21 protein-coding genes and 4 tRNA genes are annotated in these 25,172 nt (G+C 45.3%); 20 read left to right on the forward strand and 5 right to left on the reverse strand.

What is annotated here, in order from left to right; genetic code table 11:
- Positions 1 to 163 precede the first annotated feature (163 nt).
- From wecA to Xenpb_RS04045, 17 genes are all read left to right on the forward strand, one after another.
- On the forward strand, positions 164 to 1,252 hold the full coding sequence (wecA, locus tag Xenpb_RS03965; RefSeq protein WP_187653186.1) for a UDP-N-acetylglucosamine--undecaprenyl-phosphate N-acetylglucosaminephosphotransferase: 1,089 nt from the start codon (positions 164 to 166) through the stop codon (positions 1,250 to 1,252).
- Between the two features lie 30 nt (positions 1,253 to 1,282).
- Complete coding sequence (gene wzzE, locus Xenpb_RS03970; protein WP_187653187.1) at positions 1,283 to 2,362, forward strand: ECA polysaccharide chain length modulation protein; 1,080 nt, start codon at positions 1,283 to 1,285, stop codon at positions 2,360 to 2,362.
- Between the two features lie 146 nt (positions 2,363 to 2,508).
- Positions 2,509 to 3,639, forward strand: a complete 1,131-nt coding sequence (gene wecB / locus Xenpb_RS03975) for a non-hydrolyzing UDP-N-acetylglucosamine 2-epimerase (protein ID WP_187653188.1) — start codon at positions 2,509 to 2,511, stop codon at positions 3,637 to 3,639.
- A complete protein-coding gene (gene wecC, locus Xenpb_RS03980; RefSeq protein WP_187653189.1) occupies positions 3,636 to 4,898 on the forward strand; it encodes a UDP-N-acetyl-D-mannosamine dehydrogenase in 1,263 nt (420 codons plus the stop codon). The genes wecB and wecC overlap by 4 nt, the downstream gene beginning before the upstream one ends.
- Positions 4,895 to 5,965: a dTDP-glucose 4,6-dehydratase gene (gene rffG, locus Xenpb_RS03985; protein WP_187653190.1), complete on the forward strand. Its 1,071-nt coding sequence runs from the start codon at positions 4,895 to 4,897 to the stop codon at positions 5,963 to 5,965. The genes wecC and rffG overlap by 4 nt, the downstream gene beginning before the upstream one ends.
- 18 nt (positions 5,966 to 5,983) lie before the next feature.
- Positions 5,984 to 6,865, forward strand: a complete 882-nt coding sequence (gene rfbA, locus Xenpb_RS03990) for a glucose-1-phosphate thymidylyltransferase RfbA (protein WP_187653191.1) — start codon at positions 5,984 to 5,986, stop codon at positions 6,863 to 6,865.
- Positions 6,843 to 7,556 (forward strand): dTDP-4-amino-4,6-dideoxy-D-galactose acyltransferase, encoded by a 714-nt coding sequence (gene rffC / locus Xenpb_RS03995; protein WP_187653192.1) that lies wholly within the window; start codon positions 6,843 to 6,845, stop codon positions 7,554 to 7,556. The genes rfbA and rffC overlap by 23 nt, the downstream gene beginning before the upstream one ends.
- 1 nt (position 7,557) lies before the next feature.
- Entirely contained in the window at positions 7,558 to 8,688 is a 1,131-nt protein-coding gene (gene rffA / locus Xenpb_RS04000) for a dTDP-4-amino-4,6-dideoxygalactose transaminase (RefSeq protein WP_187653193.1), read from the forward strand.
- A gap of 1 nt (position 8,689) precedes the next feature.
- On the forward strand, positions 8,690 to 9,940 hold the full coding sequence (gene wzxE, locus Xenpb_RS04005) for a lipid III flippase WzxE (protein WP_187653194.1): 1,251 nt from the start codon (positions 8,690 to 8,692) through the stop codon (positions 9,938 to 9,940).
- Positions 9,937 to 11,037 carry a TDP-N-acetylfucosamine:lipid II N-acetylfucosaminyltransferase gene (locus tag Xenpb_RS04010; RefSeq protein ID WP_187653195.1) on the forward strand — a complete coding sequence of 367 codons (1,101 nt, stop codon included), beginning with the start codon at positions 9,937 to 9,939 and terminating at the stop codon, positions 11,035 to 11,037. The genes wzxE and Xenpb_RS04010 overlap by 4 nt, the downstream gene beginning before the upstream one ends.
- The gene (gene wzyE, locus Xenpb_RS04015; RefSeq protein ID WP_187653196.1) at positions 11,034 to 12,458 is read left to right on the forward strand and encodes an ECA oligosaccharide polymerase; all 1,425 of its coding nucleotides are present in this window, start codon (positions 11,034 to 11,036) and stop codon (positions 12,456 to 12,458) included. The genes Xenpb_RS04010 and wzyE overlap by 4 nt, the downstream gene beginning before the upstream one ends.
- The gene (gene wecG, locus Xenpb_RS04020; protein ID WP_187653197.1) at positions 12,445 to 13,182 is read left to right on the forward strand and encodes a lipopolysaccharide N-acetylmannosaminouronosyltransferase; all 738 of its coding nucleotides are present in this window, start codon (positions 12,445 to 12,447) and stop codon (positions 13,180 to 13,182) included. The genes wzyE and wecG overlap by 14 nt, the downstream gene beginning before the upstream one ends.
- Before the next feature lie 344 nt (positions 13,183 to 13,526).
- Positions 13,527 to 14,903 (forward strand): amino acid permease, encoded by a 1,377-nt coding sequence (locus tag Xenpb_RS04025; RefSeq protein WP_099112735.1) that lies wholly within the window; start codon positions 13,527 to 13,529, stop codon positions 14,901 to 14,903.
- A gap of 161 nt (positions 14,904 to 15,064) precedes the next feature.
- Positions 15,065 to 15,141: transfer RNA gene (locus Xenpb_RS04030), tRNA-Arg, on the forward strand.
- A 104-nt stretch (positions 15,142 to 15,245) separates the two neighbouring features.
- A tRNA-His gene (locus tag Xenpb_RS04035) sits at positions 15,246 to 15,321 on the forward strand.
- A gap of 15 nt (positions 15,322 to 15,336) precedes the next feature.
- Positions 15,337 to 15,423, forward strand: a tRNA-Leu gene (locus Xenpb_RS04040).
- A 23-nt stretch (positions 15,424 to 15,446) separates the two neighbouring features.
- Positions 15,447 to 15,523 (forward strand) — tRNA-Pro (locus Xenpb_RS04045).
- A 756-nt stretch (positions 15,524 to 16,279) separates the two neighbouring features.
- Here Xenpb_RS04045 and hemY read toward each other — a convergent pair.
- The 4 genes from hemY to hemC are packed head-to-tail and all read right to left on the reverse strand — an operon-like array spanning position 16,280 to position 20,413.
- A complete protein-coding gene (gene hemY / locus Xenpb_RS04050) occupies positions 16,280 to 17,485 on the reverse strand; it encodes a protoheme IX biogenesis protein HemY (RefSeq protein WP_187653198.1) in 1,206 nt (401 codons plus the stop codon).
- Positions 17,486 to 17,487: 2 nt separating this feature from the next.
- The gene (gene hemX / locus Xenpb_RS04055; RefSeq protein WP_187653199.1) at positions 17,488 to 18,714 is read right to left on the reverse strand and encodes a uroporphyrinogen-III C-methyltransferase; all 1,227 of its coding nucleotides are present in this window, start codon (positions 18,712 to 18,714) and stop codon (positions 17,488 to 17,490) included.
- Between the two features lie 20 nt (positions 18,715 to 18,734).
- Positions 18,735 to 19,475 (reverse strand): uroporphyrinogen-III synthase, encoded by a 741-nt coding sequence (gene hemD, locus Xenpb_RS04060; protein WP_187653200.1) that lies wholly within the window; start codon positions 19,473 to 19,475, stop codon positions 18,735 to 18,737.
- A complete protein-coding gene (hemC, locus tag Xenpb_RS04065; protein ID WP_187653201.1) occupies positions 19,472 to 20,413 on the reverse strand; it encodes a hydroxymethylbilane synthase in 942 nt (313 codons plus the stop codon). Before hemC ends, hemD begins: the two co-directional genes overlap by 4 nt.
- Positions 20,414 to 21,043: 630 nt before the next feature.
- On the opposite strand from hemC, the gene Xenpb_RS04070 reads away from it, so the two are divergent.
- Complete coding sequence (locus Xenpb_RS04070) at positions 21,044 to 23,641, forward strand: class I adenylate cyclase (RefSeq protein ID WP_187653202.1); 2,598 nt, start codon at positions 21,044 to 21,046, stop codon at positions 23,639 to 23,641.
- An 87-nt stretch (positions 23,642 to 23,728) separates the two neighbouring features.
- Here Xenpb_RS04070 and cyaY read toward each other — a convergent pair whose 3' ends face one another.
- On the reverse strand, positions 23,729 to 24,049 hold the full coding sequence (cyaY, locus tag Xenpb_RS04075; RefSeq protein WP_187653203.1) for an iron donor protein CyaY: 321 nt from the start codon (positions 24,047 to 24,049) through the stop codon (positions 23,729 to 23,731).
- A 78-nt stretch (positions 24,050 to 24,127) separates the two neighbouring features.
- Between cyaY and Xenpb_RS04080 the strand changes: the two genes are divergently transcribed.
- Both Xenpb_RS04080 and dapF read left to right on the forward strand, forming a co-directional pair.
- Complete coding sequence (locus Xenpb_RS04080; protein ID WP_099112782.1) at positions 24,128 to 24,316, forward strand: lipoprotein; 189 nt, start codon at positions 24,128 to 24,130, stop codon at positions 24,314 to 24,316.
- A gap of 31 nt (positions 24,317 to 24,347) precedes the next feature.
- Complete coding sequence (gene dapF / locus Xenpb_RS04085; protein ID WP_187653204.1) at positions 24,348 to 25,172, forward strand: diaminopimelate epimerase; 825 nt, start codon at positions 24,348 to 24,350, stop codon at positions 25,170 to 25,172.

The following is a 25,172-nucleotide window of genomic DNA, read 5'->3' on the forward strand; positions in this document are numbered from 1 at the left end:
TATCAGTCACGTTCTACTATTTGCATGATCCATTTAATAATTTTTATAAGTCAGTAAGCCTTGTTTTGTTAACAGGGAATTTATGGGATTGGGGTTGAATGGGACATCCATAAGTGAATGAAAAATAGATGCCCCATCATTATTTTTACAGAGAGTTGTTATTGTGAATATTCCTAGCATGAGTGCCGAAATTTTTTGCGTATTTATATTCTCATTCGCATTTTTGTTTGTGTCTCGCAAGATAGCAAAAAAGATTGGTCTGGTTGATAAACCAAATTACCGTAAGCGCCACCAAGGCTTAATTCCTTTGGTTGGTGGGATATCTGTTTTTTTTAGTGTTTGTTTTGCATTCGTTATCACGAAAGAGTTCATTCCTCATAAGTGGCTATACTTGGCTTGTGCAGGAATATTAGTTTTTATTGGTGCATTAGATGACCGTTTTGATATCAGCGTAAAGATTCGGGCAACCATCCAGGCGCTCGTTGGTATCGGCATGATGCATTTTGCCGGCCTTAAGCTTGAAAGCTTGGGTAATACCTTCGGGCCATGGGAAATGACACTAGGCCCATTCAGCTACGTTGTGACTTTATTCGCCGTTTGGGCTGCTATCAACGCCTTCAATATGGTGGATGGTATTGATGGCTTGTTGGGCGGACTCTCTTGTGTCTCGTTCGGCGCATTGGGAATTCTGCTATATGAAAATGGCAATACCGCACTGGCATTTTGGTGTTTTACGTTTATTGCAGGGATCTTGCCTTATATCTTTCTCAATCTGGGATTAGTCGGAAAACGTTTCAAAGTCTTCATGGGAGATGCAGGAAGTACCCTGATTGGTTTTACTATTATTTGGTTACTGACTACAACGACTCAAGGGGAAAGCGCTTCTATCAGTCCTGTGACAGCACTGTGGATAATCGCGATCCCATTAATGGACATGGTTGCGATTATGTACCGTCGATTGCGTAAGGGAATGAGCCCATTCTCTCCGGATCGCCAACATATCCACCATTTGATCATGCGTGCCGGATTTACTTCTCGTCAGGCATTCATCTTGATTACTTTAGCCGCAGTTTTGTTGGCATCGGTTGGAATTATTGGAGAACGGTTAAGTTTTGTTCCTGAGTGGGTGATGTTGGCATTATTTTTGCTTGCTTTTGTGCTATATGGCTATTGCATCAAACGAGCATGGCGGGTAGCCCGTTTTATCAAACGGTGTAAACGTCGTATGCACCGGACAGCAAGTCATCATTAATACATTGACTTATCAAAGAGGTTTTGTGCAGTGATAAACTCAGAAACGCAACCTAAACAGGATCAACAGGCGATAGAGCATGAGCTGGATATTCGTGCGCTGTGTTATGCTCTGTGGCGTGGAAAGATATGGATTATCGCACTGGCAATCATTTTCGCTGCCGTCGCTCTGGGTGCATCTTCTCTGATGCAGCAAAAGTGGAGCGCAACCGCTGTTGTGGATTTACCGACGACCAATAATCTGGGTAGCTATTACTCGCAACAACAATTTTTGCGTAATTTGGATACCCATATCAATGCCTCACCAGAAGCACAATTGCCGACTATTCCCGATGGTGCATACAAAGAATTCATGATACAGGTTGCGGCGTATGATACCCGTCGTGAATTTTGGCTTGATTCTGATTATTACAAACAGCGCAGGAAAGGGGCTGCCAAAGCGGATGCTGTGTTGCTGGATGAGTTGATCAACAATATTCAAATCACGCGGAGTGATGACCGAAAAGTACCTAATGACAATATCAAGCTGACAGCAGAAACAGCAGTTGATGCGAACCAACTGCTGCGCAGATATATTGCATTTGCCAATCAACGGGCGAGTACCCATCTGAATAACGAAATTAAAGGTGCATGGGCGACACGAACCCAGTCAATGAAAGCCTTGGTTAAACGTCAGGAGATGGTAGCCAAGGCAATGTACAATCGTGAACTGAATGTCTTGCAGCAGTCACTGAAAGTGGCTGAGAAACAAGGTATTCACCGTAATCAAACAAACATTCCTATCGAAGAATTGCCTGAGTCCAAAATGTTTATGTTGGGTATGCCATTGTTGCAGGCCCAGATTGAAACGTTGGAAGCGACGGGTCCGAATTACAGCATCGATTATGATCAAAACATGGCGATGCTGGCTACATTGAATGTCGGCCCAACTTTACAGGGGACTTTCCAGACTTACCGTTATCTCAGGACACCCGAGGAACCTGTCAATCGAGACAGCCCTCGCCGTGCTTTCATGATGATTATGTGGAGTGCCATTGGCATGTTGGTTGGTGCTGGAGTTGCTTTGGTAAGGCGCTCACGCTCCGTCAGTTCATATAATAACTTCATGTAAAAAACTCATAAGTTCTTTAGGGTTAATGACTGTTCTCGGTAGCCTGTATCTGCGTGCATCTTGCTCAGGAGTAGGAATGGAAATGGTAATTAACCCTCCGCTTTTGTGGAAACATTTGCAATGATTGACAAAATAAGAGAGCCACTGTGAAAGTGTTGACTGTGTTTGGTACTCGACCGGAAGCCATCAAAATGGCACCGTTGGTACACGCATTGGCTAGGGATACTGCCTTTGACGCAAAAGTGTGTGTCACTGCCCAGCATAGGGAGATGTTGGATCAGGTGTTGCACTTGTTCGGAATAACGCCAGATTTTGATCTCAATATCATGCAAAAAGGGCAGGACCTCACGGATATTACCTGCCGGATCCTGCAAGGTATAAAGCCTGTATTGGAAGAATTTAAACCGGATGTGGTGCTGGTGCATGGCGATACGACTACGACTATGGCAACCAGTCTGGCCGCATTCTATCAGCATATTCCTGTGGGCCATGTCGAAGCAGGACTGAGAACCGGAGACCTTTATTCTCCCTGGCCGGAAGAAGCCAACCGTAAAATTGCCGGGCACTTGGCGATGTACCACTTTGCGCCAACGGAAAACTCCAGAAATAATCTCTTAAAAGAGTCTATTGCAGAAAATCGTATTTTTGTTACAGGTAATACGGTTATTGATGCGCTGCTGTCGGTACGTGACCGCATCATGAATGACGAAGCCATATATGGCCAGCTTGCTGAACTTTATCCCTTCATTGATCCGAATAAAAAAATGATTCTGGTGACAGGCCATCGTCGTGAGAGCTTTGGTAAGGGATTTGAGCGGATATGTGAAGCGTTAGCCCAGATTGCCAGAGCGCATCCTGAAGTTCAGGTGGTTTATCCGGTTCATTTGAACCCAAATGTCAGTGAGCCTGTTAAGCGTATTTTGCATGGCATTGATAACATTATCCTTATCAAACCCCAGGATTATCTGCCATTCGTCTATTTGATGAATCATGCCTACATGATTCTGACCGATTCAGGGGGCATTCAGGAAGAAGCCCCCTCTTTGGGAAAACCTGTGCTGGTTATGCGCAGTACCACCGAACGACCTGAAGCGATTGATGCGGGGACGGTGCGATTGGTAGGGACAGAGACACAAGCTATTGTTGCAGAAGTGACGCGCTTATTGACGGATGACATCGCTTACCAACAGATGAGCCATGCCCATAACCCTTACGGTGATGGTAAGGCTTGCCAGCGAATTCTTGAAGCATTAAAGAAAAATCAGGTGACATTATGAGTTTTGAAACAATTTCTGTGATCGGGCTTGGTTATATTGGCTTACCCACCGCAGCAGCATTTGCCTCCCGCAAAAAAACCGTCATTGGTGTGGATGTCAATCAACATGCGGTAGAGACGATTAACCGTGGCGCAATTCATATCGTTGAACCTGATTTAGATAAAGTAGTGAAAGTTGCCGTTGAAGGCGGTTATTTGAAAGCCGTAACCGTTCCACAAACTGCGGATGCTTTCTTGATTGCTGTGCCTACACCTTTCAAAGGCGATCACGAACCGGACATGGCTTATGTGCGCTCTGCTGCGGAATCAATAGCGCCAGTCCTGAAGAAAGGCGACTTGATCATTCTGGAATCTACTTCGCCGGTTGGTGCGACAGAGCAGATGGCAGAGTGGTTGGCTGCGGCACGCCCTGATCTTTCATTTCCCCAACAATCGGGTGAAGATTCGGACATTGATATCGCTTATTGTCCAGAACGCGTACTGCCGGGCCAGGTTATGGTGGAATTGATCAAAAACGATCGCGTGGTGGGAGGTATGACAGCCAAATCATCCGCCAGAGCAAGCGAACTGTACAAAATTTTCCTTGAAGGCGAATGTGTTATCACTAATGCCAAAACGGCAGAAATGTGCAAACTGACGGAAAATAGTTTCCGCGATGTTAATATCGCGTTTGCCAATGAACTTTCTTTGATCTGTGCTGAACAAGGCATTAATGTTTGGGAGCTGATTAGTCTGGCAAATCGTCATCCTCGCGTAAATATCTTGCAGCCCGGTCCGGGGGTTGGCGGGCACTGTATCGCGGTCGATCCGTGGTTTATCGTATCGCAAAATCCTGAACAATCTCGTCTGATCCATACCGCGCGTTTAGTTAATGATGGAAAACCGCTTTGGGTGGTTGATCAAGTGAAAGCGGCAGTGGCGGATTGCCTGGCAGAAAGCGATAAACGGGCAAGTGAAGTTAAAATTGCCTGTTTTGGGCTGGCTTTTAAACCGAACATTGATGATTTGCGCGAAAGCCCGGCGGTTCATATCACTGAAATGGTTGCGCAGTGGCATGTAGGGAAAACCATGGCTGTTGAGCCCAATGTACATGAACTGCCAAAGTCATTGAAAGGTCTGGTTGAGTTGATGGACGTGAACCAGGCACTGGAAGAGGCCGACGTTGTATTGATGCTGGTGGATCACCGTCAGTTTAAAGCCATTCATGGCGATGAAATAAAGCAAAAATGGGTTGTTGATACAAAAGGAGTTTGGCGTTGAAACGTATTCTAATTACAGGTGGTGCAGGCTTCATCGGCTCTGCGGTTATCCGTCATATTATCAGCCAGACAGAAGACAGCGTCGTCATCGTCGATAGTCTGACTTATGCCGGTAACCTTGAATCACTGGCTCCGGTGGCTAATCATCCTCGCTACGCGTTTGAACAGGTGGATATCTGTCAGCGTGATGCCTTGGATCGTGTATTCCTGCAATACCAGCCGGATGCGGTGATGCATCTAGCGGCAGAAAGTCATGTTGACCGTTCCATTGATGGGCCAGCCGCCTTTATCGAAACCAACATCATTGGTACTTATACTTTACTGGAAGCGGCGCGGGCGTTTTGGCAGCAATTGGATCAGGAAAAACAGGCCAAATTCCGTTTTCACCATATCTCAACAGATGAGGTTTATGGTGACCTGCACGGTGAAGACGGCTTCTTTACTGAAACGACGCCTTATGCACCGAGCAGCCCATACTCTGCATCTAAGGCTTCCAGCGACCATCTGGTCAGGGCGTGGCGCCGTACTTATGGTTTACCGACGGTGATCACCAATTGTTCCAATAACTATGGCCCTTATCACTTCCCTGAAAAACTGATCCCATTGATGATCCTGAATGCGTTGGCGGGTAAGCCACTGCCGGTTTATGGCAAAGGTGAGCAAATCCGTGACTGGCTGTATGTGGAAGATCACGCACGCGCATTGCATTTGGTGGTGTCCAAGGCTGAACCCGGTGAAACCTATAACATCGGTGGACATAATGAGCGCAGAAATATTGATGTGGTGGAAACGATTTGTTCCTTGCTGGAAGAATTCCGCCCCGAAAAACCTGCGGGGGTAGAGCATTATCGTGATCTGATTACCCATGTGACGGATCGTCCGGGACATGATATGCGTTATGCGATTGATGCAGCGAAAATTGAGCGCGAACTGGGCTGGACGCCACAAGAAACCTTTGAGTCTGGCATTCGCAAGACCGTGCAATGGTATTTAGAGAATGAGAATTGGTGGCGTAGGGTTCAGGATGGCTCTTATGCAGGGGAACGTCTTGGGCTGGGAAACGAATAAACCCGTCTGGGGGATAGCATGAAAGGAATTATACTGGCGGGGGGATCTGGCACCCGTTTGTATCCAATAACACGTGGCGTATCAAAACAATTATTGCCTATTTATGACAAGCCGATGATTTATTATCCGCTGTCAGTTTTAATGCTGGCGGGAATACGCGATATCCTGCTTATTTCTACGCCCGATGACTTACCCGCTTTTAGGCGACTATTGGGCAATGGTGAGCAATTTGGCATTCGTCTGAGCTATGCTGAACAGCCCTCTCCCGATGGATTGGCCCAAGCGTTTTTGATTGGCGAAGAGTTTATTGGCAATGATACTTGTTGTCTGGTGCTTGGCGATAATATCTTTTTTGGTCAGGCATTTAGCCCGAAACTGCAAAATGTGGTGGCGCGTGAAACAGGGGCTACCGTATTTGGTTATCAAGTGATGGATCCAGATAGATTTGGCGTCGTGGAATTTGATGATCAATATCGGGTACTTTCCATTGAAGAAAAACCCGTACAGCCTAAATCCAACTGGGCGGTGACAGGACTCTATTTTTACGACAACAAAGTGGTCGATTTTGCTAAACAAGTGAAGCCTTCCGCCCGTGGTGAATTAGAGATCACCAGCATCAATCAAATGTATCTGGAATGTGGCGAATTGAATGTTGAATTGCTAGGGCGTGGCTTTGCCTGGCTGGATACGGGTACCCATGACAGTTTAATTGAAGCGAGCACCTTTGTTCAGACCGTTGAAAAACGGCAAGGCTTCAAAATTGCCTGTCTGGAAGAGATAGCATGGCGTAATGGTTGGCTGAGCGTTGAGCAATTAAAAGAGGCTGCTGCGGAGCTGGCTAAAACGGGTTACGGCAAATATCTGATGGATTTGCTCAATGTTTATTCACGCCAACCTTGAACCTTTGATTTGGGATAGCCAATTCTTTGGGTTATCCACTGCGCGTCTGAATTTTTCACCGGAAGCCGCAGCACTAACGACGGCTCAGTTGGATGAGTATGCACTGGTACAGGCAAAAGTTCCTGCACAGCAAACATCCCTTATTGACGGGCTGTCCGCTTTGGGATTTTCTTTGGTGGAAGGTGAGGTGGATTTACGGTTATCGATTGATGCCGGGGATAATGCTGATATTCATACGGGACAAGAATTCATTTCTGCAAAACGACAAGATATACCCGAATTAAAATCAGTAGCGTCTCATGTGTTTACGGATAGCCGTTTCCGTAAGCCGTGGTATCAGCCGGATGACAGTGGTCGATTTTATGCGACTTGGGTCGAAAAAGCCGTTTTGGGAACGTTTGACCACGAATGTCTGCTTATCAATGATGAACGCGGTAGAATGATGGGATTTGTCACCCTGAGAGACATTGGAAGCCATGAAGCACGTATTGGCTTATTGGCGGCTGCACCGGGGAATCATCATCAAGGAATTGGAAAAAAATTAATGTCGGCGGCGCAGCAATGGTGCCAGAACCACCAGATACAACGGCTGAGAGTGGCAACACAAATCAGCAACATCACTGCCTTGCGTCTTTATACACGTCGCGGTGCCATTATTGAGAGCACTGCATATTGGTTATACAGAGGATGAAATGATTCCATTTAACAAACCCCCGGTAGTCGGCACTGAATTGGAATACATGAAACAAGCGATGGCCAGTGGTAAATTGTGCGGCGATGGCGAGTTCACCAAACGTTGTGAAGCCTGGATAGAGCAACGCTTTGGTTGTCCAAAGGTGTTGTTGACACCATCTTGTACGGCTTCACTGGAAATGGCGGCTATTTTGCTGGATATCCAGCCGGGTGATGAAGTCATCATGCCGAGTTATACCTTTGTTTCTACTTCTAATGCTTTTGTTCTGCGTGGAGCAACCATCGTGTTCGTAGATATTCACCCTGATACTATGAACATTGATGAAACCCAGATTGAAGCGGCCATTACAGAGAAAACCCGCGCCATCGTGCCAGTGCATTATGCGGGTGTTGCTTGTGAAATGGATACCATTATGGCATTGGCAGAAAAATATAACCTGTATGTAGTGGAAGATGCGGCACAGGGTGTCATGTCCACATATAAAGGTCGTGCATTGGGCACGATTGGACATATTGGTTGCTACAGCTTTCATGAAACCAAAAATTATTCGGCGGGTGGTGAGGGTGGTGCGACATTAATCAATGATAAATCCATGATCGCCCGTGCCGAAATCATTCGTGAGAAAGGCACTAACCGTAGCCAGTTTTTCCGTGGGCAAGTAGATAAATATACCTGGCGTGATATTGGTTCCAGTTATCTGTTATCTGATCTGCAAGCCGCTTACCTGTGGGGACAATTAGAGCTTGCTGAAGAAATTAACCAGCGTCGTCTGGCCTTGTGGGATAACTATTATCAGGCCCTGAAGCCATTGGCCGATGCGGGACACTTGACCTTGCCAATCATCCCGGAAGGCATAGAACACAACGCCCATATGTTCTATATCAAGCTGAAAGATGTGGAAGAACGTAGTGAATTCAACCGTTACATGAAAGAGAACGGTATTCTGAGCGTATTTCACTACGTGGCATTGCACACCAGTCCAGCGGGTGAAAAATGTGGCCGTTTCCACGGAGAAGATAGTTTTACGACCCGTGAAAGTGACCGGTTAGTGCGTTTACCGATGTTCTACAATATCACTGACGAAGAACAGCAAGTTGTCATCAACCGTATCAAGGAATTTTTCGCCTGATATGTCACTTGCTAAAGCTTCTGTTTGGACGGCTGGCTCCACATTGATCAAAATTGGTGCGGGGCTGCTGGTTATTAAATTGCTGGCGGTCTCATTTGGCCCAACAGGGGTGGGGCTGGCTGGTAACTTTCGTCAACTCATCACCGTATTAGGCGTGTTGTCTGGTGCGGGGATTTTTAATGGCGTCACTAAATATGTGGCGGAACATCATCAGCAACCGGAAAAACTCAGGGCCGTACTGGGAACCTCATCCTCGATTATTCTCGGTTTTTCGACCCTGCTGGCGGTGATTTTCCTCTTGTTCAGTGATGTCATCAGTATTGGTTTATTTGGTCACAATCATTACAAATCTGTTGTGCAGGCGCTCGCATTTATTCAAATGGGCATCGCTTACGCCAACTATTTTCTGGCTATCTTGAAAGGATTCAGGGATGCTCAGGGAAACTCGCTGGCAATTATTCTGGGCAGTTTGACGGGCGTAATTGCCTATGGCCTCTGTTATTGGCTGGGTGGCTATGAAGGTGCGTTGGCTGGTTTGGCGTTAGTTCCTGCGTTGGTGGTTTTACCCGCAGGGATGATGATCTTGCACCGCAAAGTCATTGCATTTTCCGCCTTGAAACCTATGTGGGATCGGGCGATTGCCAGTCATTTGGGTAAATTTACCCTTATGGCATTGCTGACCTCTATAACGTTGCCCGTTGCTTATGTCATGATGCGAAATTTAATGGCGGCACGTTATAGCTGGGAAGAGGTTGGAATTTGGCAGGGAGTGAGCAGCATTTCTGATGCCTATTTACAATTTATTACGGCTTCTTTCACGGTCTATCTGCTGCCGACTCTTTCTCGTTTAGAGAGTAAGCAGGATATTACCAGCGAAATAGTGAAAGCCCTGAAATTTGTCTTACCTGCTGTGGCTGCTGCCAGCTTTTCAGTCTGGTTGTTGCGTGATTTTGTTATTTGGTTGCTGTTTTCAGACAAATTCACCGCGATGCGGGAGTTATTCGCATGGCAGTTAGTGGGTGATGTGTTGAAAGTTGGCGCTTATGTTTTTGGTTATCTGGTGATAGCAAAAGCTGCACTGCGTTTTTATGTTCTGGCTGAGGTCAGCCAGTTCCTTTTGCTGAGCGGTTTCTCTCATTGGCTAATACCGAAAAATGGGGCATTGGGTGCAGCTCAGTCATATATGGCAACTTACATTGTTTATTTCATTCTTTGTTGTAGCGTATTTATCATTTATCGCAGGCGAGCATGACAACCCTCATTCACGTTTTGGGATCGGATATCCCACATCACAATCAAACGTTGCTGCGTTTCTTTAATGACGTCTTGGCTCAGGAAATACCTTTTTCGGCCAAACCGTGTTTTATGGTGGTGTCCAAAGACCACACATGGCTATCGAATTCTAATTATTCTGGTTTGACGATCTCTGTTTATGAGAATAAAGCCGCTCTTTCACAGGCGGTGATTGAAAAAGCAAGGGCAGATAGCACAACCCGTTTTTTCTTCCACGGGCAGTTTAACGCTGCTTTGTGGCTGGCTTTATTAGTGGGCAAAATTAAACGACATCAATTTTGGTGGCATGCGTGGGGAGCTGATTTATATGAAGAATCCCATCAACTGAAATTTCGCTTATTCTATCTGCTTCGTCGCTTGGCACAGAAACGAGTAGGGCATATTTTTGCCACGCGCGGTGATCTCCGGTATTTTCTCCGGCACACAGGCCAATCCAAAACCCGAGTGCCATCATCATTGCTCTATTTCCCCACCCGGATGGACCCTACTCTTACGGTAACGGAAAAAACATTTTCACCGGAAGGGATCACTATTCTGCTGGGGAATTCAGGGGATCAATCCAACCGTCATATAGAAGCACTGCATAAGATCCACCATCAGTTTGGGGATGAGGCACGGGTGATCATTCCGATGGGTTACCCTGATAATAACCAGCCCTATATCCAGCGCGTAAAACAAACCGCATTGTCGCTGTTTCCAGCGCAAAACGTCCGTACCTTGCAGGATAAAATGGCGTTTGACGAATATTTGTCGCTGCTGCGTCAATGCGATTTGGGCTATTTCATTTTCAATCGCCAACAGGGTATTGGAACACTCTGTTTGCTGATTCAATTTGGTATTCCGTTTGTTTTGAGCCGCCAGAATCCATTCTGGCATGATTTGACGGAGCAGCAGGTGCCTGTTCTGTTTGATGGTGATGAATTGAATAAACACTGGGTGCAGGAAGCACAGCGTCAGATGCTGTCCCTTGATAAAAAGGCGATTGCCTTTTTTGATCCCAATTTTATTGATGGGTGGAAACGCGCCCTATTGGCGGCATCTGGAGAATATCAATGACCTTGACACAATTCGGTGGGCTGTTTGTCGTTTACGTGAGTTCATTGGTCTTTATCCTGACCTTGACGTATCAAGAATTTCGGCGTGTCCGCTTTAATTTTAATGTTTTTTTCTCATTACTGTATCTGCTGACGTTCTATTTTGGCTTCCCGCTGACCAGCATGTTAGTGTTCCAGTTTGATGTACAGGTTGTTCCGGTAGATTCGTTGCTGCATGCAATGTTGGCGTCAGGCTGTTTTTACGCTATTTACTATGTAGCGTATAAAACGCGCCTTAGCTATAAAACACGCAGAAATAATAGGGAGCCTGAAACACCATTGGTTGCTTCTGCGCGAAAGCCCTTATTCAATATGAATCGGGTAGAAACTAATCTCACATGGTTGCTGCTTGCTGGCATTGCTGTCGTTACGGTGGGATCGTTCTTTATGCAGAACGGTTTCTTGTTATTTAAGTTACAGTCCTATAGCCAGATATTTTCCAGCCAAGTTTCCGGTGTCGCACTCAAGCGTTTCTTCTATTTCTTCATTCCTGCCATGTTGGTGGTGTTTTTTCTGAATCCGACCAAAATGCGTTGGGTGTGTTTTTTGGTAGGAACCGTCGGATTTGGCATTCTGACTTATGTGATTGTTGGAGGAACGCGGGCTAATATCATTATCGCGTTTGCACTGTTCCTGTTTATTGGCATTGTCCGTGGTTGGATCACGCTGTGGATGCTATTTGCTGCGGGCATATTTGGAATTATTGGCATGTTTTGGCTGGCGTTAAAGCGTTATGGCCTGGATGTGAGTGGTGCGGAAGCCTTTTATACGTTCCTGTATCTCACGCGGGATACCTTCTCGCCGTGGGAAAATCTGGCTCTGCTGCTGGATAACTACAGCAAAATAGATTTTCAGGGTTTGGCTCCGATCATTCGTGATTTTTATGTCTTTATTCCCAGTTGGCTGTGGCCGGATAGACCTAATCTGGTCTGGAATACAGCCAATTACTTTACATGGGACGTGCTGAATAACCACTCTGGCCTTGCAATTTCACCAACACTGATTGGTTCTCTCGTGGTAATGGGAGGTGTGTTCTTTATCCCTCTGGGCGCGATTGTTGTCGGTTTGCTTATCAAATGGTTTGATTGGATCTACGAAGCAGGGAAGCAGGAAACTAATCGCTATAAGGCAGCGATTTTGCAAGCTTTCTGTTTTGGTGCCATTTTTAATATGATTGTACTTGCCCGTGAAGGTGTAGATTCTTTTGTTTCTCGGGTCGTATTCTTCTGCATTGTTTTTGGCCTATGCCTGATCGCGGCGAAATTACTGTACTGGCTGTTTGAAAGTGCAGGGCTGGTTAGAAAGTTTGTAGTCAGTAACTTGGCTACCTCGCGAAAAACATCTGTGATTTTGGATGTAAGGAAGAAAAATGGTGTTGAATAACGTTCCTAAATACCGTATTCGTGGCCTCAATATCTGGGGATTTCGTGGTATGTCGCATTTTCTTGATCATCTATTCCAGGATGGACAAGTCAAAACAGGTACGCTGGTTGCGATTAATGCAGAGAAAGTCCTTACTGCGGAAAAAGATAATGCACTGAGCATGTTGCTGGATGAGGCTGAATATTTATATGCCGATGGTATTAGCATGGTGCGGGCCATTCGTCGTAAATACCCTGATGCAGATGTATCCCGGATTGCGGGAGCCGATTTGTGGGAAGCCTTGATGGAACGGGCCGGCAGTGAAGGAACCCCCGTCTTTCTGGTAGGTGGAAAGCCTGACGTTTTGGCACAGACAGAAAATAAATTGCGTACCCAGTGGAACGTCAATATCGTAGGCAGCCAGGACGGTTATTTTACACCAGAAACGCGTGATGCGGTGTTAGAGCGGATTCATGCCAGCGGTGCAGCGATTATTACTGTCGCAATGGGATCGCCGAAACAGGAGATCTTTATGCGTGACTGCCGAAAAATACATCCAGATGCGCTATATATGGGAATCGGCGGGACTTATGATGTTTTTACGGGGCATGTCAAACGGGCACCGAAAATTTGGCAGAATTTAGGCCTGGAATGGCTGTACCGTCTGCTATCTCAGCCAAGCCGCATCCGTAGGCAATTCAAGCTATTGAGGTTCCTTGGCTATTATTACGGGGGCAAACTCTAGCCCGGTAATTCTTTGTTTTAAGCCTGCCACGTGGAAAGTGTGTTATTCATATGTGGCTCATATGTGGCAGGTTTCCGCTTTGTCTCTCATCGCCGTCCCTTCGCACTTAGCAAAGACGTTGAAATAACTACCTTGTTATGTGATTAGATAATAGCCATCATTGATGCTGTTCTCCCCAATTGCGATGCCAAACAAGATTGGTATTGGTGTAATTTTATAATTTTTTATTTCACTGATTGGCAAAACGTGTTTTGATCCCTGCCTTTTTTACAACGATTGATTATCAATTCCTGTATTTTTTCTGTTTGCAAATATAGACATCATAAAAGTGGATAGGGAGTTTTATGAGTGATTCAAAACAGAGCCTGCAAAGGGGACTTGAGGCACGTCATATTGAACTGATTGCGCTAGGTGGCACAATCGGCGTAGGGTTGTTCATGGGGTCGGCCAGTACTTTGAAATGGGCTGGCCCTTCCGTTTTGCTGGCTTACATTATTGCTGGACTTTTTGTCTTTTTCATCATGCGTTCAATGGGAGAAATGTTGTTCCTTGAACCTGTCACCGGCTCATTCGCGTCTTTTGGGCATAAGTACCTTAGTCCTTATTGGGGCTGTCTGACGGCATGGGGCTATTGGTTCATGTGGGTTTCTGTGGGTATTTCCGAAATCACTGCCATCGGCGTATATGCCGAATTCTGGTTCCCGGAATTACCTCAGTGGGTTTCTGCGCTGGTAGCGGTCGGGTTAGTGGCTCTGGCGAATTTGGCGGCTGTACGCCTGTATGGTGAATTGGAATTCTGGTTTGCCATGATCAAAGTCACAACGATTATTGTGATGATTTTGATTGGCATTGGTTTGATTTTTTTTGGTTTAGGCAATGACTGGCAACCTATAGGATTAGATAACCTAACCTCACATGATGGTTTTTTCTCCGGTGGCTGGAAAGGCTTTTTATTTGCCCTGTGTATTGTTGTTGCTTCCTATCAGGGAGTTGAGCTGGTTGGTATCACTGCGGGTGAAGCGAAAAACCCACAAGTTACACTTAAGAAAGCGATCAACAATATTCTGTGGCGTATCCTGATCTTCTATGTTGGTGCTATTTTTATTGTTGTGACGCTGTTCCCGTGGACAGAAGTTGGCACGCATGGCAGCCCGTTCGTGATGACCTTTGCTAAAGTGGGTATTGCTTCTGCGGCCGCAGTGATTAACTTTGTTGTACTGACTGCGGCACTTTCTGGGTGTAACAGCGGCATGTACAGCGGTGGCAGGATGTTGTATGCCCTGGCTCAAAACCGTCAATTGCCTGCTTCGTTGCTGAAATTGTCGAAGAACGGTGTGCCGGTGAAATGTATCGCCATCACCATTGGCTGTTTGATTGCCGGTTCGAGCCTGAATTACCTGATTCCAAATCCACAATCGGTATTTGTTTACGTTTATAGTGCTAGTGTATTGCCTGGTATGGTGCCGTGGTTTGTGATTCTGGTAAGCCAACTGCGTTTCCGCAAACATCACGAAGAAGCGCTGAAACAGCATCGGTTTAAATCGATCCTATTCCCTTATGTCAATTACCTGACCTTGATTTTCCTGAGTTGTGTATTAGTCGGAATGGCGGTTAACCCGGATACGCGTTTCTCACTGATGGTAGGTGGGGCATTTTTGCTGATTGTGTCATGTATTTATTTCTTGGTTAATAGAATTTATTCACAGAAAAAATCACACTAGTTTGGTGGATTGATTCTTATACAATAAGACCTCTTGCGGTGGAAAAGTGTTGTCTTTATCAACTAAATGAGTAAAGCGTAAGCAAATGAATCATTTCTTTTAAAAAAGCACTGGACAGTACGACATTAAATCCGTACTATCCTCCACCGCAACGGCGTTAAGCGCCCGTAGCTCAGCTGGATAGAGCGCTGCCCTCCGGAGGCAGAGGTCTCAGGTTCGAATCCTGTCGGGCGCGCCATTTTAAGCGTGCAAGAGCAGTGACAATGAGTTATCGTGGTCGATAGCGCTTCGTTGTGGCAGTAGTTTTAAGTAGTAAACAGTATATAAAAGATAGCTGTTATGGTGGCTATAGCTCAGTTGGTAGAGCCCTGGATTGTGATTCCAGTCGTCGCGAGTTCGAGTCTCGTTAGCCACCCCATCTTTTTTATGACACGCGAGGGTGGCGGAATTGGTAGACGCGCTAGCTTCAGGTGTTAGTGTCCTTACGGACGTGGGGGTTCAAGTCCCCCCCTTCGCACCATAAAAAAGAGAAAAAATATATTTCGGCGAGTAGCGCAGCTTGGTAGCGCAACTGGTTTGGGACCAGTGGGTCGGAGGTTCGAATCCTCTCTCGCCGACCAGATTCTGAGAAATCCCCGCAATAGCGGGGATTTTTCTTTGTATTGCTTTGCCAATCAAAAATTTTCCTATCAATAAAAAATTCCCTTGCGGATAAAAACACTTATTTTTCCCTTTTATTTCTTTTTAATTTCTTTATTGATTCCCTTGGTATGGCATTAAATATCATGGTTTTTCTTAAGGAATTAACCGGTTGTTTTAAAAGTTATTTTTAGATTGATGTTGTATTTCAACGACAAACCATACCATCAGGTGTCTCAGAATAACGACATTTAACTTATTGATTTTTATTGTATAAATGTGAACACCTTGAAGCACGTCTCAAATGGGAGACGGTATTTTTGATTGTTTTTAGTAAAAATCAGGATATCTATTATAGAAAGTCAGTCAAAACGTGGGTAAGGAAAGCTTATCTTGGTTGAAAAAGTTGGCACGTTAAGTGCATTATAAAAAATTGTAGATACTCATCCTACTCCTTATGACAGCACATGACTTCATAAACTCCGGGATGATGTAGAGCTGATTGTCAGTGCCTATGGTCCACGTTATAGATGAGTAAGCATCACTGTCTTTTCATCACAAACCGGACACAACGTTGAGTGAGGCACTATCCGTCTGTAGACCTGATTGTATTTATACACCTGTCTTTTTGATAGGTGTTTTTTTTGTCTGTAGAAATACGGCGCACCTCAGTTAATGTCTCAATGGTATCCATATCGTTGTTAACTGAGGTGTGAAATAGCCGGGTTTATGCTTCGTTATTTTTCAAGGTCGTCATTGCGCTTTAAAGTCAGCATAAAACCTTTGCTACGGATTTGGGCGGCTTCTTCGCGTTTCTGCAATCTGTCGAGTGCATCGGCAAGCCATGCGTAATCATGGGCATCCGGTCGCTGTGCAAGCGCTGCTTTAAAGGCCGTTTCAGCGTTAACCCATTCACCATTGCGTAAAGCAACCTGCCCTATGGTGCTGTTGAGCAGCGGTGTCGCACCATGTTGCTTTAATTGATGGGTAAGCGTTTTTTGTATCGCTTCGGGATCGCTGGTTTTAAGATGCGGAATCAAGAGCAGGAGACGTTCGTCGTATTGCTGTTTTAATCCATTCAGAATGATTTGCTGGGCTGTATCGTGATCATTGCACTCAATCAAATGTTCGGACATAGCGACTTGTAGCACGATATCATTGCGGATCTTGCGGCTTTGCTCTTTCCACCATGCCTTCAGACCAGAACTGCCTTTTTCTGCCATAATTTGATTCATTAACCCGACATAGGCTTGCTGACGCAGTTTAAGGATTTCGTCTTCACTATGCAGATCAATTTTCATGATTGAAGGCAAGATATCAATCAATGATTGATAAGCACCTGAAAGAGAATAAGCCTGTTCAGCCAGCCGCAATACTTCAGGGTGGCGAGGGGCATAGTTCAGCAGTTTATCCACACCATTGCGTGCGGCATGAATTTCGCCTTGTGCCAATTGGATACGTACACGGGTAATATCGACAGGGAGTTGATCCTTATCTGCAACTTCTGCGGCACGCTCAATATACTGGTTGGTACGGAAATAGTCACCGCGCTGTTGAGCTGCTTCTGCTGCCAACAAATAGTTCACGACAGGATGCTCTGCATGATCAACATTGCGGGTCATTAGACGCTCAACCTGCTTGAAATCTCCTTCGGCCAGTTTGAGCAGGGCCTGTTTGGTTTGTGAACGTGCCCGGCTGCGTTTATATCCACCAAAGATCCAGCTATGGGTGAACGTGCTGGTACGCTTTAACCGACGATAACACCAACCGATAAAAATCAGCAGGAATTGTAACAAGAGAAACATAATCACCATAGCAGTGATGCTGGTGGTGATATTCTTACTGTCTGTTTGGATCAAAACGTACCCTTGATGCCCGGACATCAAGGGGCCAAGTATGATGCCCACAATAAGAATAATGAACAGCAATAATATCTTCAGCATACTTAGCTCTCCTCAGAAGATGTATCTGCCTGATCGGAAGCTTCTGCTGCTGGAGCCGGTTGTGATTGCGTTTCTGGTTGAGTTTCAGGCTTGGTTCCTGATTCTGTTTCAGGTTTGGTTTCTGGTTGGGATGATATGGAATGCGGTAGATTGTAGATCCGCTTACGCACAAGATCTGCCAATATTGGTTGGCTGCTCAATTGTTCAGGAACATCAATAGAAAGAGGACGTTCTTGCAGTGAATCAACTTCATGTAAAAAATTTTCTGTATCTGGCGCTGAGGTATCAAAATAACTTCTTACCCATTCTCCGACGGAGCTCAACGCTTTCTTGTAAATTTCACTCTGATGGCGGGGAACTGCCTGTGCAGCGATCAGCAGTTTGGAACGGATGTTTTCACGTAGGTAAATATCCTGATTAGGCGCCAATAGTGGTTCTTTGTTGCTATCACGAGGAGTAATAGTAATGAAGTTATCCATAAAGCTGTGCCAACTACTGCTCAGGTTTTTACGCCAGTCGGAAAGTGAGGCCGTGATTTCATCATTGTTAGTTTCCATCGGCGTGGCTTGTTCCACTTTGTCAAACAGGGGCAAGTTATTGACTTGGTTTGATAGTTGGTTCAGAGTCAGAATAATACCATCCAAATCAAGCTGATTGATTTTAGTCAGAGATTCAATATCCTCCCTGATAGCTTGGCGGGCATAGAGCAGGCTGGGATCATCCATCTCAGCAAGATTCTGGTCAGCATCTTTCATCAATGCGATGGCTGTTGTGACATCTTGCTCACTCCATATTTTGCGCCCGGCCATTTTAACGAGAGAACTTGCTTGTGCCAGTCGCCAGTTTTCGATATCCGTATTTGAAAGTTCTGAAACACGGGATTGAAGCTCTGCCAGATGGTCATCCAGTTGCTGGTTTCGTGATTTGAATTCTTGTAAGGAAGAATCGAATTTTTGGAGTTTGGCATCAACGTCTTGTTTATTGGCAGAGTGCTGTTGTGTCAGAGAGGCGATTTCTTGCTGAAGAGCGAGATTTTCGGCGCTTAATGCTGCATTCTGCTGTTTACCATGATAATAAATGTAAAGACCACCAACACCGATTGCCAGCGAAATGGCAATTGAGAGCGTATTGCCTACCCATCCATAACGTTTGGGTTTATGGGGAGCCGTTTCAGGCTGCTGAGGGCGTTTTGTCTCAACCGCATCGGTGGACTGCTTTTGTTCCGTCATAATGGACATCCCATATTGGTTTATTCCAGCGCCTGGATTAAGGCGTCATTATCTGCACTCTTGGCTACTTTTATTGTTTGCCAGCCCAATGTTTGGGCAATATTAGCAAGGCGTTCGCTGACTACAACCAGACAGCAACTCAACAACCACGCTTTTCCATCGCTATCAGTTACTAAGTTATATAACAGTTGCAGCATTTCGCCACTTGTAACAACAATGGTTTTTATACCATATTGTTGCCAGTGATAACTGAAATCGGCTGCATGATATTTAACTGGCTGTCGTGAATAACATTCACAGTAATCCACTACTCCTCCCCGCATTCTTAACGTGGAAGCAATGACCTCACGGCCGCCATTACCTCGGAGCAATAAAATCTTTTTATTACTCGTCTTCTGTAGAGCGGGGAGTTTTAGTAGATCTTCACTGGTTTCACCTTGTCTGGACCAAGCGATTTCTAACCCGGTTTGTTGATGAAACATCAGGGAAGTCGATTTACCGATGCCATAGTAAGAGAGCTTATCAGGCCATGACAGGCCCTCTTGAATAAGCCGCTGATTGGCATAATGAACGGCGTTTTTTGATAACAGGAAAACCAGATCCCCCGCAGATAACCATTGCAGTTTTTGTGACAACAATGGCAAATCGGCTCCCGGATAAATTTCGATGAGTGGTGCGCTGAAGGCTGTTTTTCCGCTAGCCCGCAATCGCCTGACTAAGTCCTCTCCTGCGGGAGCAGGGCGGGTGATCAAAATGCTCATTCAGGTGGATTCCTCTGGTATACGCTGGCCAAAATTTGGCGGGCGCCTTTTTCCAATAACTCCTCCGCCAATGCTACTCCAGCCTGACGGGCCTCTTCTGGTAATACCCTTCTTTCGCCGCGTACGATAACTTTACCATCAGGTGCGCCAACCAGAGCACGTAGCCAGATCTTGTCTTCTTGCCAGACGGCATAACTGCCAATCGGTACCTGACAACCCCCTTCAAGGCGGGTATTCATGGCCCGTTCAGCAAGCACACAAGTTTCTGTTCTGGCGTGGTTCAAGGGAGCCAGCAGTTCACGGGTTTGCTGATCATCAAGCCGGCATTCAATCCCCACAGCACCTTGACCGACGGCTGGCAGCAGTAACTCTGGTGCCAATGGCGTGCGAATGCGCTCTTCGAGCCCTAGTCTTTTTAGCCCTGCCGTTGCAAGGATAATGGCATCGTAATCGCCGTTATCAAGTTTGCTCAGGCGGGTGCCGACATTACCGCGCAAATCACGGACGACAAGGTCAGGGCGTATCTGGCGAATTTGGCACTGACGGCGTAAGCTGGATGTCCCAACAATACTGCCTGCCGGCAAATCATCAAGCGAGGCGTATTTTACTGAAACAAAAGCATCCCGTGGATCATCCCGTTCGCAGATTGTGACCAACCCCAAACCGTCGGGAAATTCGACAGGGACATCTTTCATAGAATGGACAGCGATATCAGCGCGTTTTTCAAGCAATGCCAGTTCTAATTCTTTCACGAACAGGCCCTTGCCTCCCACCTTTGCTAATGGTGTATCAAGGATAATATCGCCACGTGTGACCATTGGAACCAGCTCTACTTTCAATTCTGGATGAAAGTGTTCCAGTTGTTTTTGAACATATTGCGCTTGCCACATAGCCAATGGGCTTTGGCGGGTAGCGATACGAATGATTTTCATTGTCATGGATAAATATATTGGGTATGGCGGCTTTTTAGCCACTAATTAGCCACCAATGAGTGAGAAAATAGCGCCAGTTTTAACATTTCAATGATTTTTTTTCCAGTTACGAAAAGACCAGAAAAAGTAAAATAGTATATGGATATACAGTTTATAAGATAAAAATAATTTTAAATATTAAAATAATGTTTTATTTAAATGGAGAAAATAAACAAAAAGATTGATTTAAAAGCAAATTAACATTTTAAGATGAGTTGGTTAGTAAAAAACGACGAGAGATTATTAACAATTAAAAAATATTATCAGGGGAATATAACTCTGGAAGTCTGATGCTTTACAATACCTTACATCCTTTATATGAAAAATAATCAACTATAATACTTATTTGAAAAAACATATTTTTGTATCTGTTTTGTGATTAAATTAATATTTTACAAAGAGTTAATTGCTATTTGGCTATTGCAGGTGAGGCGAAAGAGTGGTAGCGCATACTTTACGCTTCGACTGCAAGGTGTTAAATTGATCACGTTTCCGACAATAAGTTTGTAAAAATAATTTTAAATCATCTTGTAATACCACGCGTTATCGGAAACAGGGGACTACTTTAGGCACTGGAACTGATATCAGGCGAAACTCTTGTATCTCTATATTGAAACGCTGAAGCAGCGACTGGATGCAATTAACCAACTTAGACTAGAGCGCGCAACTAGCTCAATGAGTGACGCTTTTAAACAAGTTTACAGTTTAATTCCAGTATTATTACATTATCATCATCCAATGATGCCAGGTTATATCAAAGGCAGCGTTCCTCATGGCGTTTGCTTTTTTACGCCTGATGAATCACAGCAGTTTTGGATTAATGATCTGGAAAGCCAGCTTGCTGGTGCCTTGTCGCATACCTCCAATGGTGAATTGCCGATTACGGGAATTTACTCAATGGGCAGTACTTCCTCTATAGGCCAAAGTTGTTCCTCTGACGTGGATGTTTGGGTTTGTCATCAATCCTGGCTGGATAGTGATGAGAAAGCGTTATTGGAGCAAAAATGTACCTTGATAGAACAGTGGGCAGCGACGCTGGGCGTTGAGGTTACCTTCTTTCTGATTGATGAAAATCGTTTTCGGCATCATGCCAGCGGCAGTCTGGGTGGTGAAGATTGCGGTTCTACCCAACATATTCTTCTGCTTGATGAATTTTATCGCACTGCGGTTTGTATGGCCGGTAAACGCTTGCTGTGGGCGATGGTTCCTGTGGAAGAGGAAGCACATTACGATGAATATGTGCTTTCCCTCTATGCGCAAGGTGTTCTAACGCCAAATGAATGGCTGGATTTGGGCGGTTTGGGTGAACTGTCTGCGGAAGAATATTTTGGAGCGAGTCTTTGGCAGCTTTATAAAAGTGTGGATTCTCCTTATAAGGCGGTATTGAAAAGCCTGTTGCTGGAAGCTTATTCATGGGAATACCCCAACGGAAAACTACTGGCTATGGAAATGAAACAGTACTTCCATGATGGCGCGATTGTTTCTTTTGGCCTTGATGCTTATAGCATGATGTTGGAACGTGTAACCCGTTATCTGACTGCCACAAACGACCTTACGCGCCTGGATTTGGCGCGTCGTTGTTTTTACCTGAAGGTATGTGAAAAGTCACTGGAAGGCCGTGATGATAAAGGCTGTACAGGATGGCGTCATCAGGTTATATCCCAGTTGGTGCATGAATGGGATTGGGATGATAACAAACTCGCAATGCTGGATAATCGCAACTCGTGGAAGATTGAGCAGGTGCGTGAGGCACATAATGAATTGCTCGATACCATGATGCAGAGTTATCGCAACCTGATTCGTTTTGCCCGCCGTAACAATTTAAGTGTGAGTGCCAGCCCGCAGGATATCGGGGTATTGACCCGTAAATTGTATGCGGCTTTTGAAGCATTACCGGGTAAAGTGACGCTGGTGAATCCTCAGATATCCCCGGATTTGTCAGAACAAGATCTGACTTTCATTTATGTTCCGCCGGGACGTGTCAACCGCAGTGGTTGGTATCTTTACAACTGTGCTCCCACGATAGGATCGATTATTGGGCACCAACCACTGGAATATAACCGCTATTTGAATAAGTTAGTTTCCTGGACATATTTTAATGGATTACTGACCAAAGACACCCGGATTCATGTTCATCATGGGAAATCACAGTGCGACAGAAATAAATTGTGTGATTTGGTCAATGATATTGCCACGCATTTTCCGATCCGTCTGCCGGCACCTACGCCAAAAGCGTTGTACAGCCCTTGTGAAATTCGCCACTTAGCGATCATTGTCAACTTGGAAGAAGATCCGACAGCGGCATTTTCCAATCAGTTTGTTCATTTTGATCTGAGGAAACTGAATGTTTTCAGTTTTGGTGAGTTGCAGCAATGTTTGGTGGGCAGCATCGATTTACTTTACCGCAACTCATGGAATGAAGTGAGAACCCTGCATTTCAGTGGAGAACAATCAGTACTGGAAGCATTAAAGACCATATTAGGTAAAATGCATCAGGATGCCGCACCACCGTCTGACGTTGAAGTCTTCTGTTACAGCAAACATCTGGGCGGGCTTATCTGTACCCGTATCCGGCAACTGGTTTCAGAATGTATAGAATTGCGCCTTTCCAGTAATCGTCAGGATCCTAATCGCTTTAAAGCGTTACGTATTTCAGGCCAAACCTGGGGGCTCTTTTTCGAACGGTTAAACGTTTCGGTTCAAAAACTGGAAAATGCGGTGGAATTCTATGGTGCAATTTCCAATACCAAACTGCATGGTCTGCCAGTCAAAATTGATACTAAAGAAAAACATTTACCGCCTGTGATCGATGGGTTTGCTTGTGAAGGTATTATCCAGTTTTTTTTCGAAGATATTGAGAAGAAGCAAGGATTCAATATTTATATCCTTGACGAATCAAATCGGGTAGAAATCTATTCGCATTGTGAAGGAAGTAAAGAAGAGTTGGTACGTGATATCAGCCGTTTTTATTCTTCATCACACGATCGCTTTACTTATGGTTCCAGTTTTATCAATTTCAACTTGCCGCAATTCTATCAAATCGTTAAGAAAGGCGAGCGTACTCATGTGGCGCCCTTTGTGGATGGAACGTTCCCGCTGGATAATATAGAGACCAACGATACAAGACCCTATGATGGCCGCCTTGAGGGATCCTGTGGCGCTCATGATACCTATCGCTCTTTGTATCACTGTTGATATATCCCAATAGGTTTCAAGTATCAAGTAGTCGTCAGCAAGGCCGCAACATTAAGCGCCTGTTTTTTAGGCGCTTGTAAAAGGCGGTCACGAAAAGTGAAATGCTTCACCGCTCTGCTCTGTAATGGCTTGTGCCAGCATGGAGATAAAATCGTTACCACTGCGATCACAAATCCATTGATTATCACGATAATCAAAATGATACCCTCCATTTTTGGTTGCCAGCCAAATTTGATGGAAAGGTTCCTGACGGTTGATGATGATTTTGCTGTCGTTTTCAAAACTTAGCGTCATCACACCGCCATTGGTTTCACAGTCAATGTCTGCATCCCCATCGTAATTATCCAGTTGTTCTTCAAGATGAAGCATCAATTGATCGGCTAATTGATGAAATTCGCTATCGTTCATGTTTATTTCCTATTTGCTTTTCAGGGCCTAGCTGCGATTATAGAGAGTATTGGCGCATGAATCACAGGCATTAATATGATGAAAAAACAACTCCGTTGGTCATTGACTATCATAACACTACTCTCTCTGGCTGGTTGCGGTTTGAAAGGCCCTCTTTATTTTCCACCTGCGGAGGCATCTGCAACACAGGCTCCTGTGAAGAAGGTGGATAAAGTGCAGCCAGAGAGCACGTCAGACAGTACGCCAGCGGATGCTCAAAGACAGTGAGTCGGTAATGTGATTTTTCTTGGAGTCGTATATGCAGTTCTCCAAAATGCACGGTCTCGGCAATGATTTTATGGTCGTTGATGCAGTGACCCAAAATGTTTATTTTTCTCCAGAATTAATTTGCCGTCTGTCTGATCGGAATACCGGGATAGGTTTTGATCAGCTTCTGATTGTTGAAGCACCTTATGATCCTGACTTAGACTTTCACTATCGTATTTTTAATTCAGATGGCAGCGAGGTTTCTCAGTGTGGTAATGGGGCGCGCTGCTTTGCCCGTTTTGTTCGTTTGAAGGGCTTGACGAATAAGCGTGATATTAAAGTCAGTACGCGAGCAGGTCGGATGGTATTGAGCATCACAAATGATGATCAAGTCTGTGTCAATATGGGGGAACCGGACTTTGAGCCGCAACGCGTTCCCTTTCGGGCCAATAAAGCTGAGAAAACCTATATTATCCGGGCGATCGAACGCACGGTACTGTGTGGTGTAGTGTCGATGGGAAATCCTCATTGTGTCATACAAGTTGAAGATATAGACACGGCTGATGTGGAAGTGCTTGGGGCTGTGTTGGAAAATCACGAGCGCTTTCCTGAGCGGGTGAATGTCGGTTTTATGCAGATTATGAATCGGGGCCGTATTCGGCTGCGGGTCTTTGAGCGTGGAGCGGGCGAGACACGGGCGTGTGGCAGTGGTGCATGTGCAGCCGTGGCGGTAGGTATCCAGCAAGATCTTCTGGATAAGCAGGTTCAAGTTGATCTTCCGGGCGGCTCTTTGCAGATTCGTTGGGACGGGCCGGGCAAACCTCTCTTTATGACCGGGCCTGCAACCCACGTTTATGACGGCACGATTCATTTGTGA

This window comes from Xenorhabdus sp. PB62.4 (genome assembly GCF_014467285.1).
In the GTDB taxonomy this organism is placed as follows: Bacteria; Pseudomonadota; Gammaproteobacteria; order Enterobacterales; family Enterobacteriaceae; genus Xenorhabdus.

Excerpts from the sequence above, each read along its gene's own strand:
- wecC (WP_187653189.1), top strand. The coding sequence starts at position 3,636 with ATGAGTTTTGAAACAATTTCTGTGATCGGGCTTGGTTATATTGGCTTA.
- rfbA (WP_187653191.1), top strand. The coding sequence starts at position 5,984 with ATGAAAGGAATTATACTGGCGGGGGGATCTGGCACCCGTTTGTATCCA.
- rffC (WP_187653192.1), top strand. The coding sequence starts at position 6,843 with ATGTTTATTCACGCCAACCTTGAACCTTTGATTTGGGATAGCCAATTC.
- rffA (WP_187653193.1), top strand. The coding sequence starts at position 7,558 with ATGATTCCATTTAACAAACCCCCGGTAGTCGGCACTGAATTGGAATAC.
- wzxE (WP_187653194.1), top strand. The coding sequence starts at position 8,690 with ATGTCACTTGCTAAAGCTTCTGTTTGGACGGCTGGCTCCACATTGATC.
- Xenpb_RS04010 (WP_187653195.1), top strand. The coding sequence starts at position 9,937 with ATGACAACCCTCATTCACGTTTTGGGATCGGATATCCCACATCACAAT.
- wzyE (WP_187653196.1), top strand. The coding sequence starts at position 11,034 with ATGACCTTGACACAATTCGGTGGGCTGTTTGTCGTTTACGTGAGTTCA.
- wecG (WP_187653197.1), top strand. The coding sequence starts at position 12,445 with ATGGTGTTGAATAACGTTCCTAAATACCGTATTCGTGGCCTCAATATC.
- Xenpb_RS04025 (WP_099112735.1), top strand. The coding sequence starts at position 13,527 with ATGAGTGATTCAAAACAGAGCCTGCAAAGGGGACTTGAGGCACGTCAT.
- hemY (WP_187653198.1), bottom strand. The coding sequence starts at position 17,485 with ATGCTGAAGATATTATTGCTGTTCATTATTCTTATTGTGGGCATCATA.
- hemX (WP_187653199.1), bottom strand. The coding sequence starts at position 18,714 with ATGACGGAACAAAAGCAGTCCACCGATGCGGTTGAGACAAAACGCCCT.
- hemD (WP_187653200.1), bottom strand. The coding sequence starts at position 19,475 with ATGAGCATTTTGATCACCCGCCCTGCTCCCGCAGGAGAGGACTTAGTC.
- hemC (WP_187653201.1), bottom strand. The coding sequence starts at position 20,413 with ATGACAATGAAAATCATTCGTATCGCTACCCGCCAAAGCCCATTGGCT.
- cyaY (WP_187653203.1), bottom strand. The coding sequence starts at position 24,049 with ATGAACGATAGCGAATTTCATCAATTAGCCGATCAATTGATGCTTCAT.
- Xenpb_RS04080 (WP_099112782.1), top strand. The coding sequence starts at position 24,128 with ATGAAAAAACAACTCCGTTGGTCATTGACTATCATAACACTACTCTCT.
- dapF (WP_187653204.1), top strand. The coding sequence starts at position 24,348 with ATGCAGTTCTCCAAAATGCACGGTCTCGGCAATGATTTTATGGTCGTT.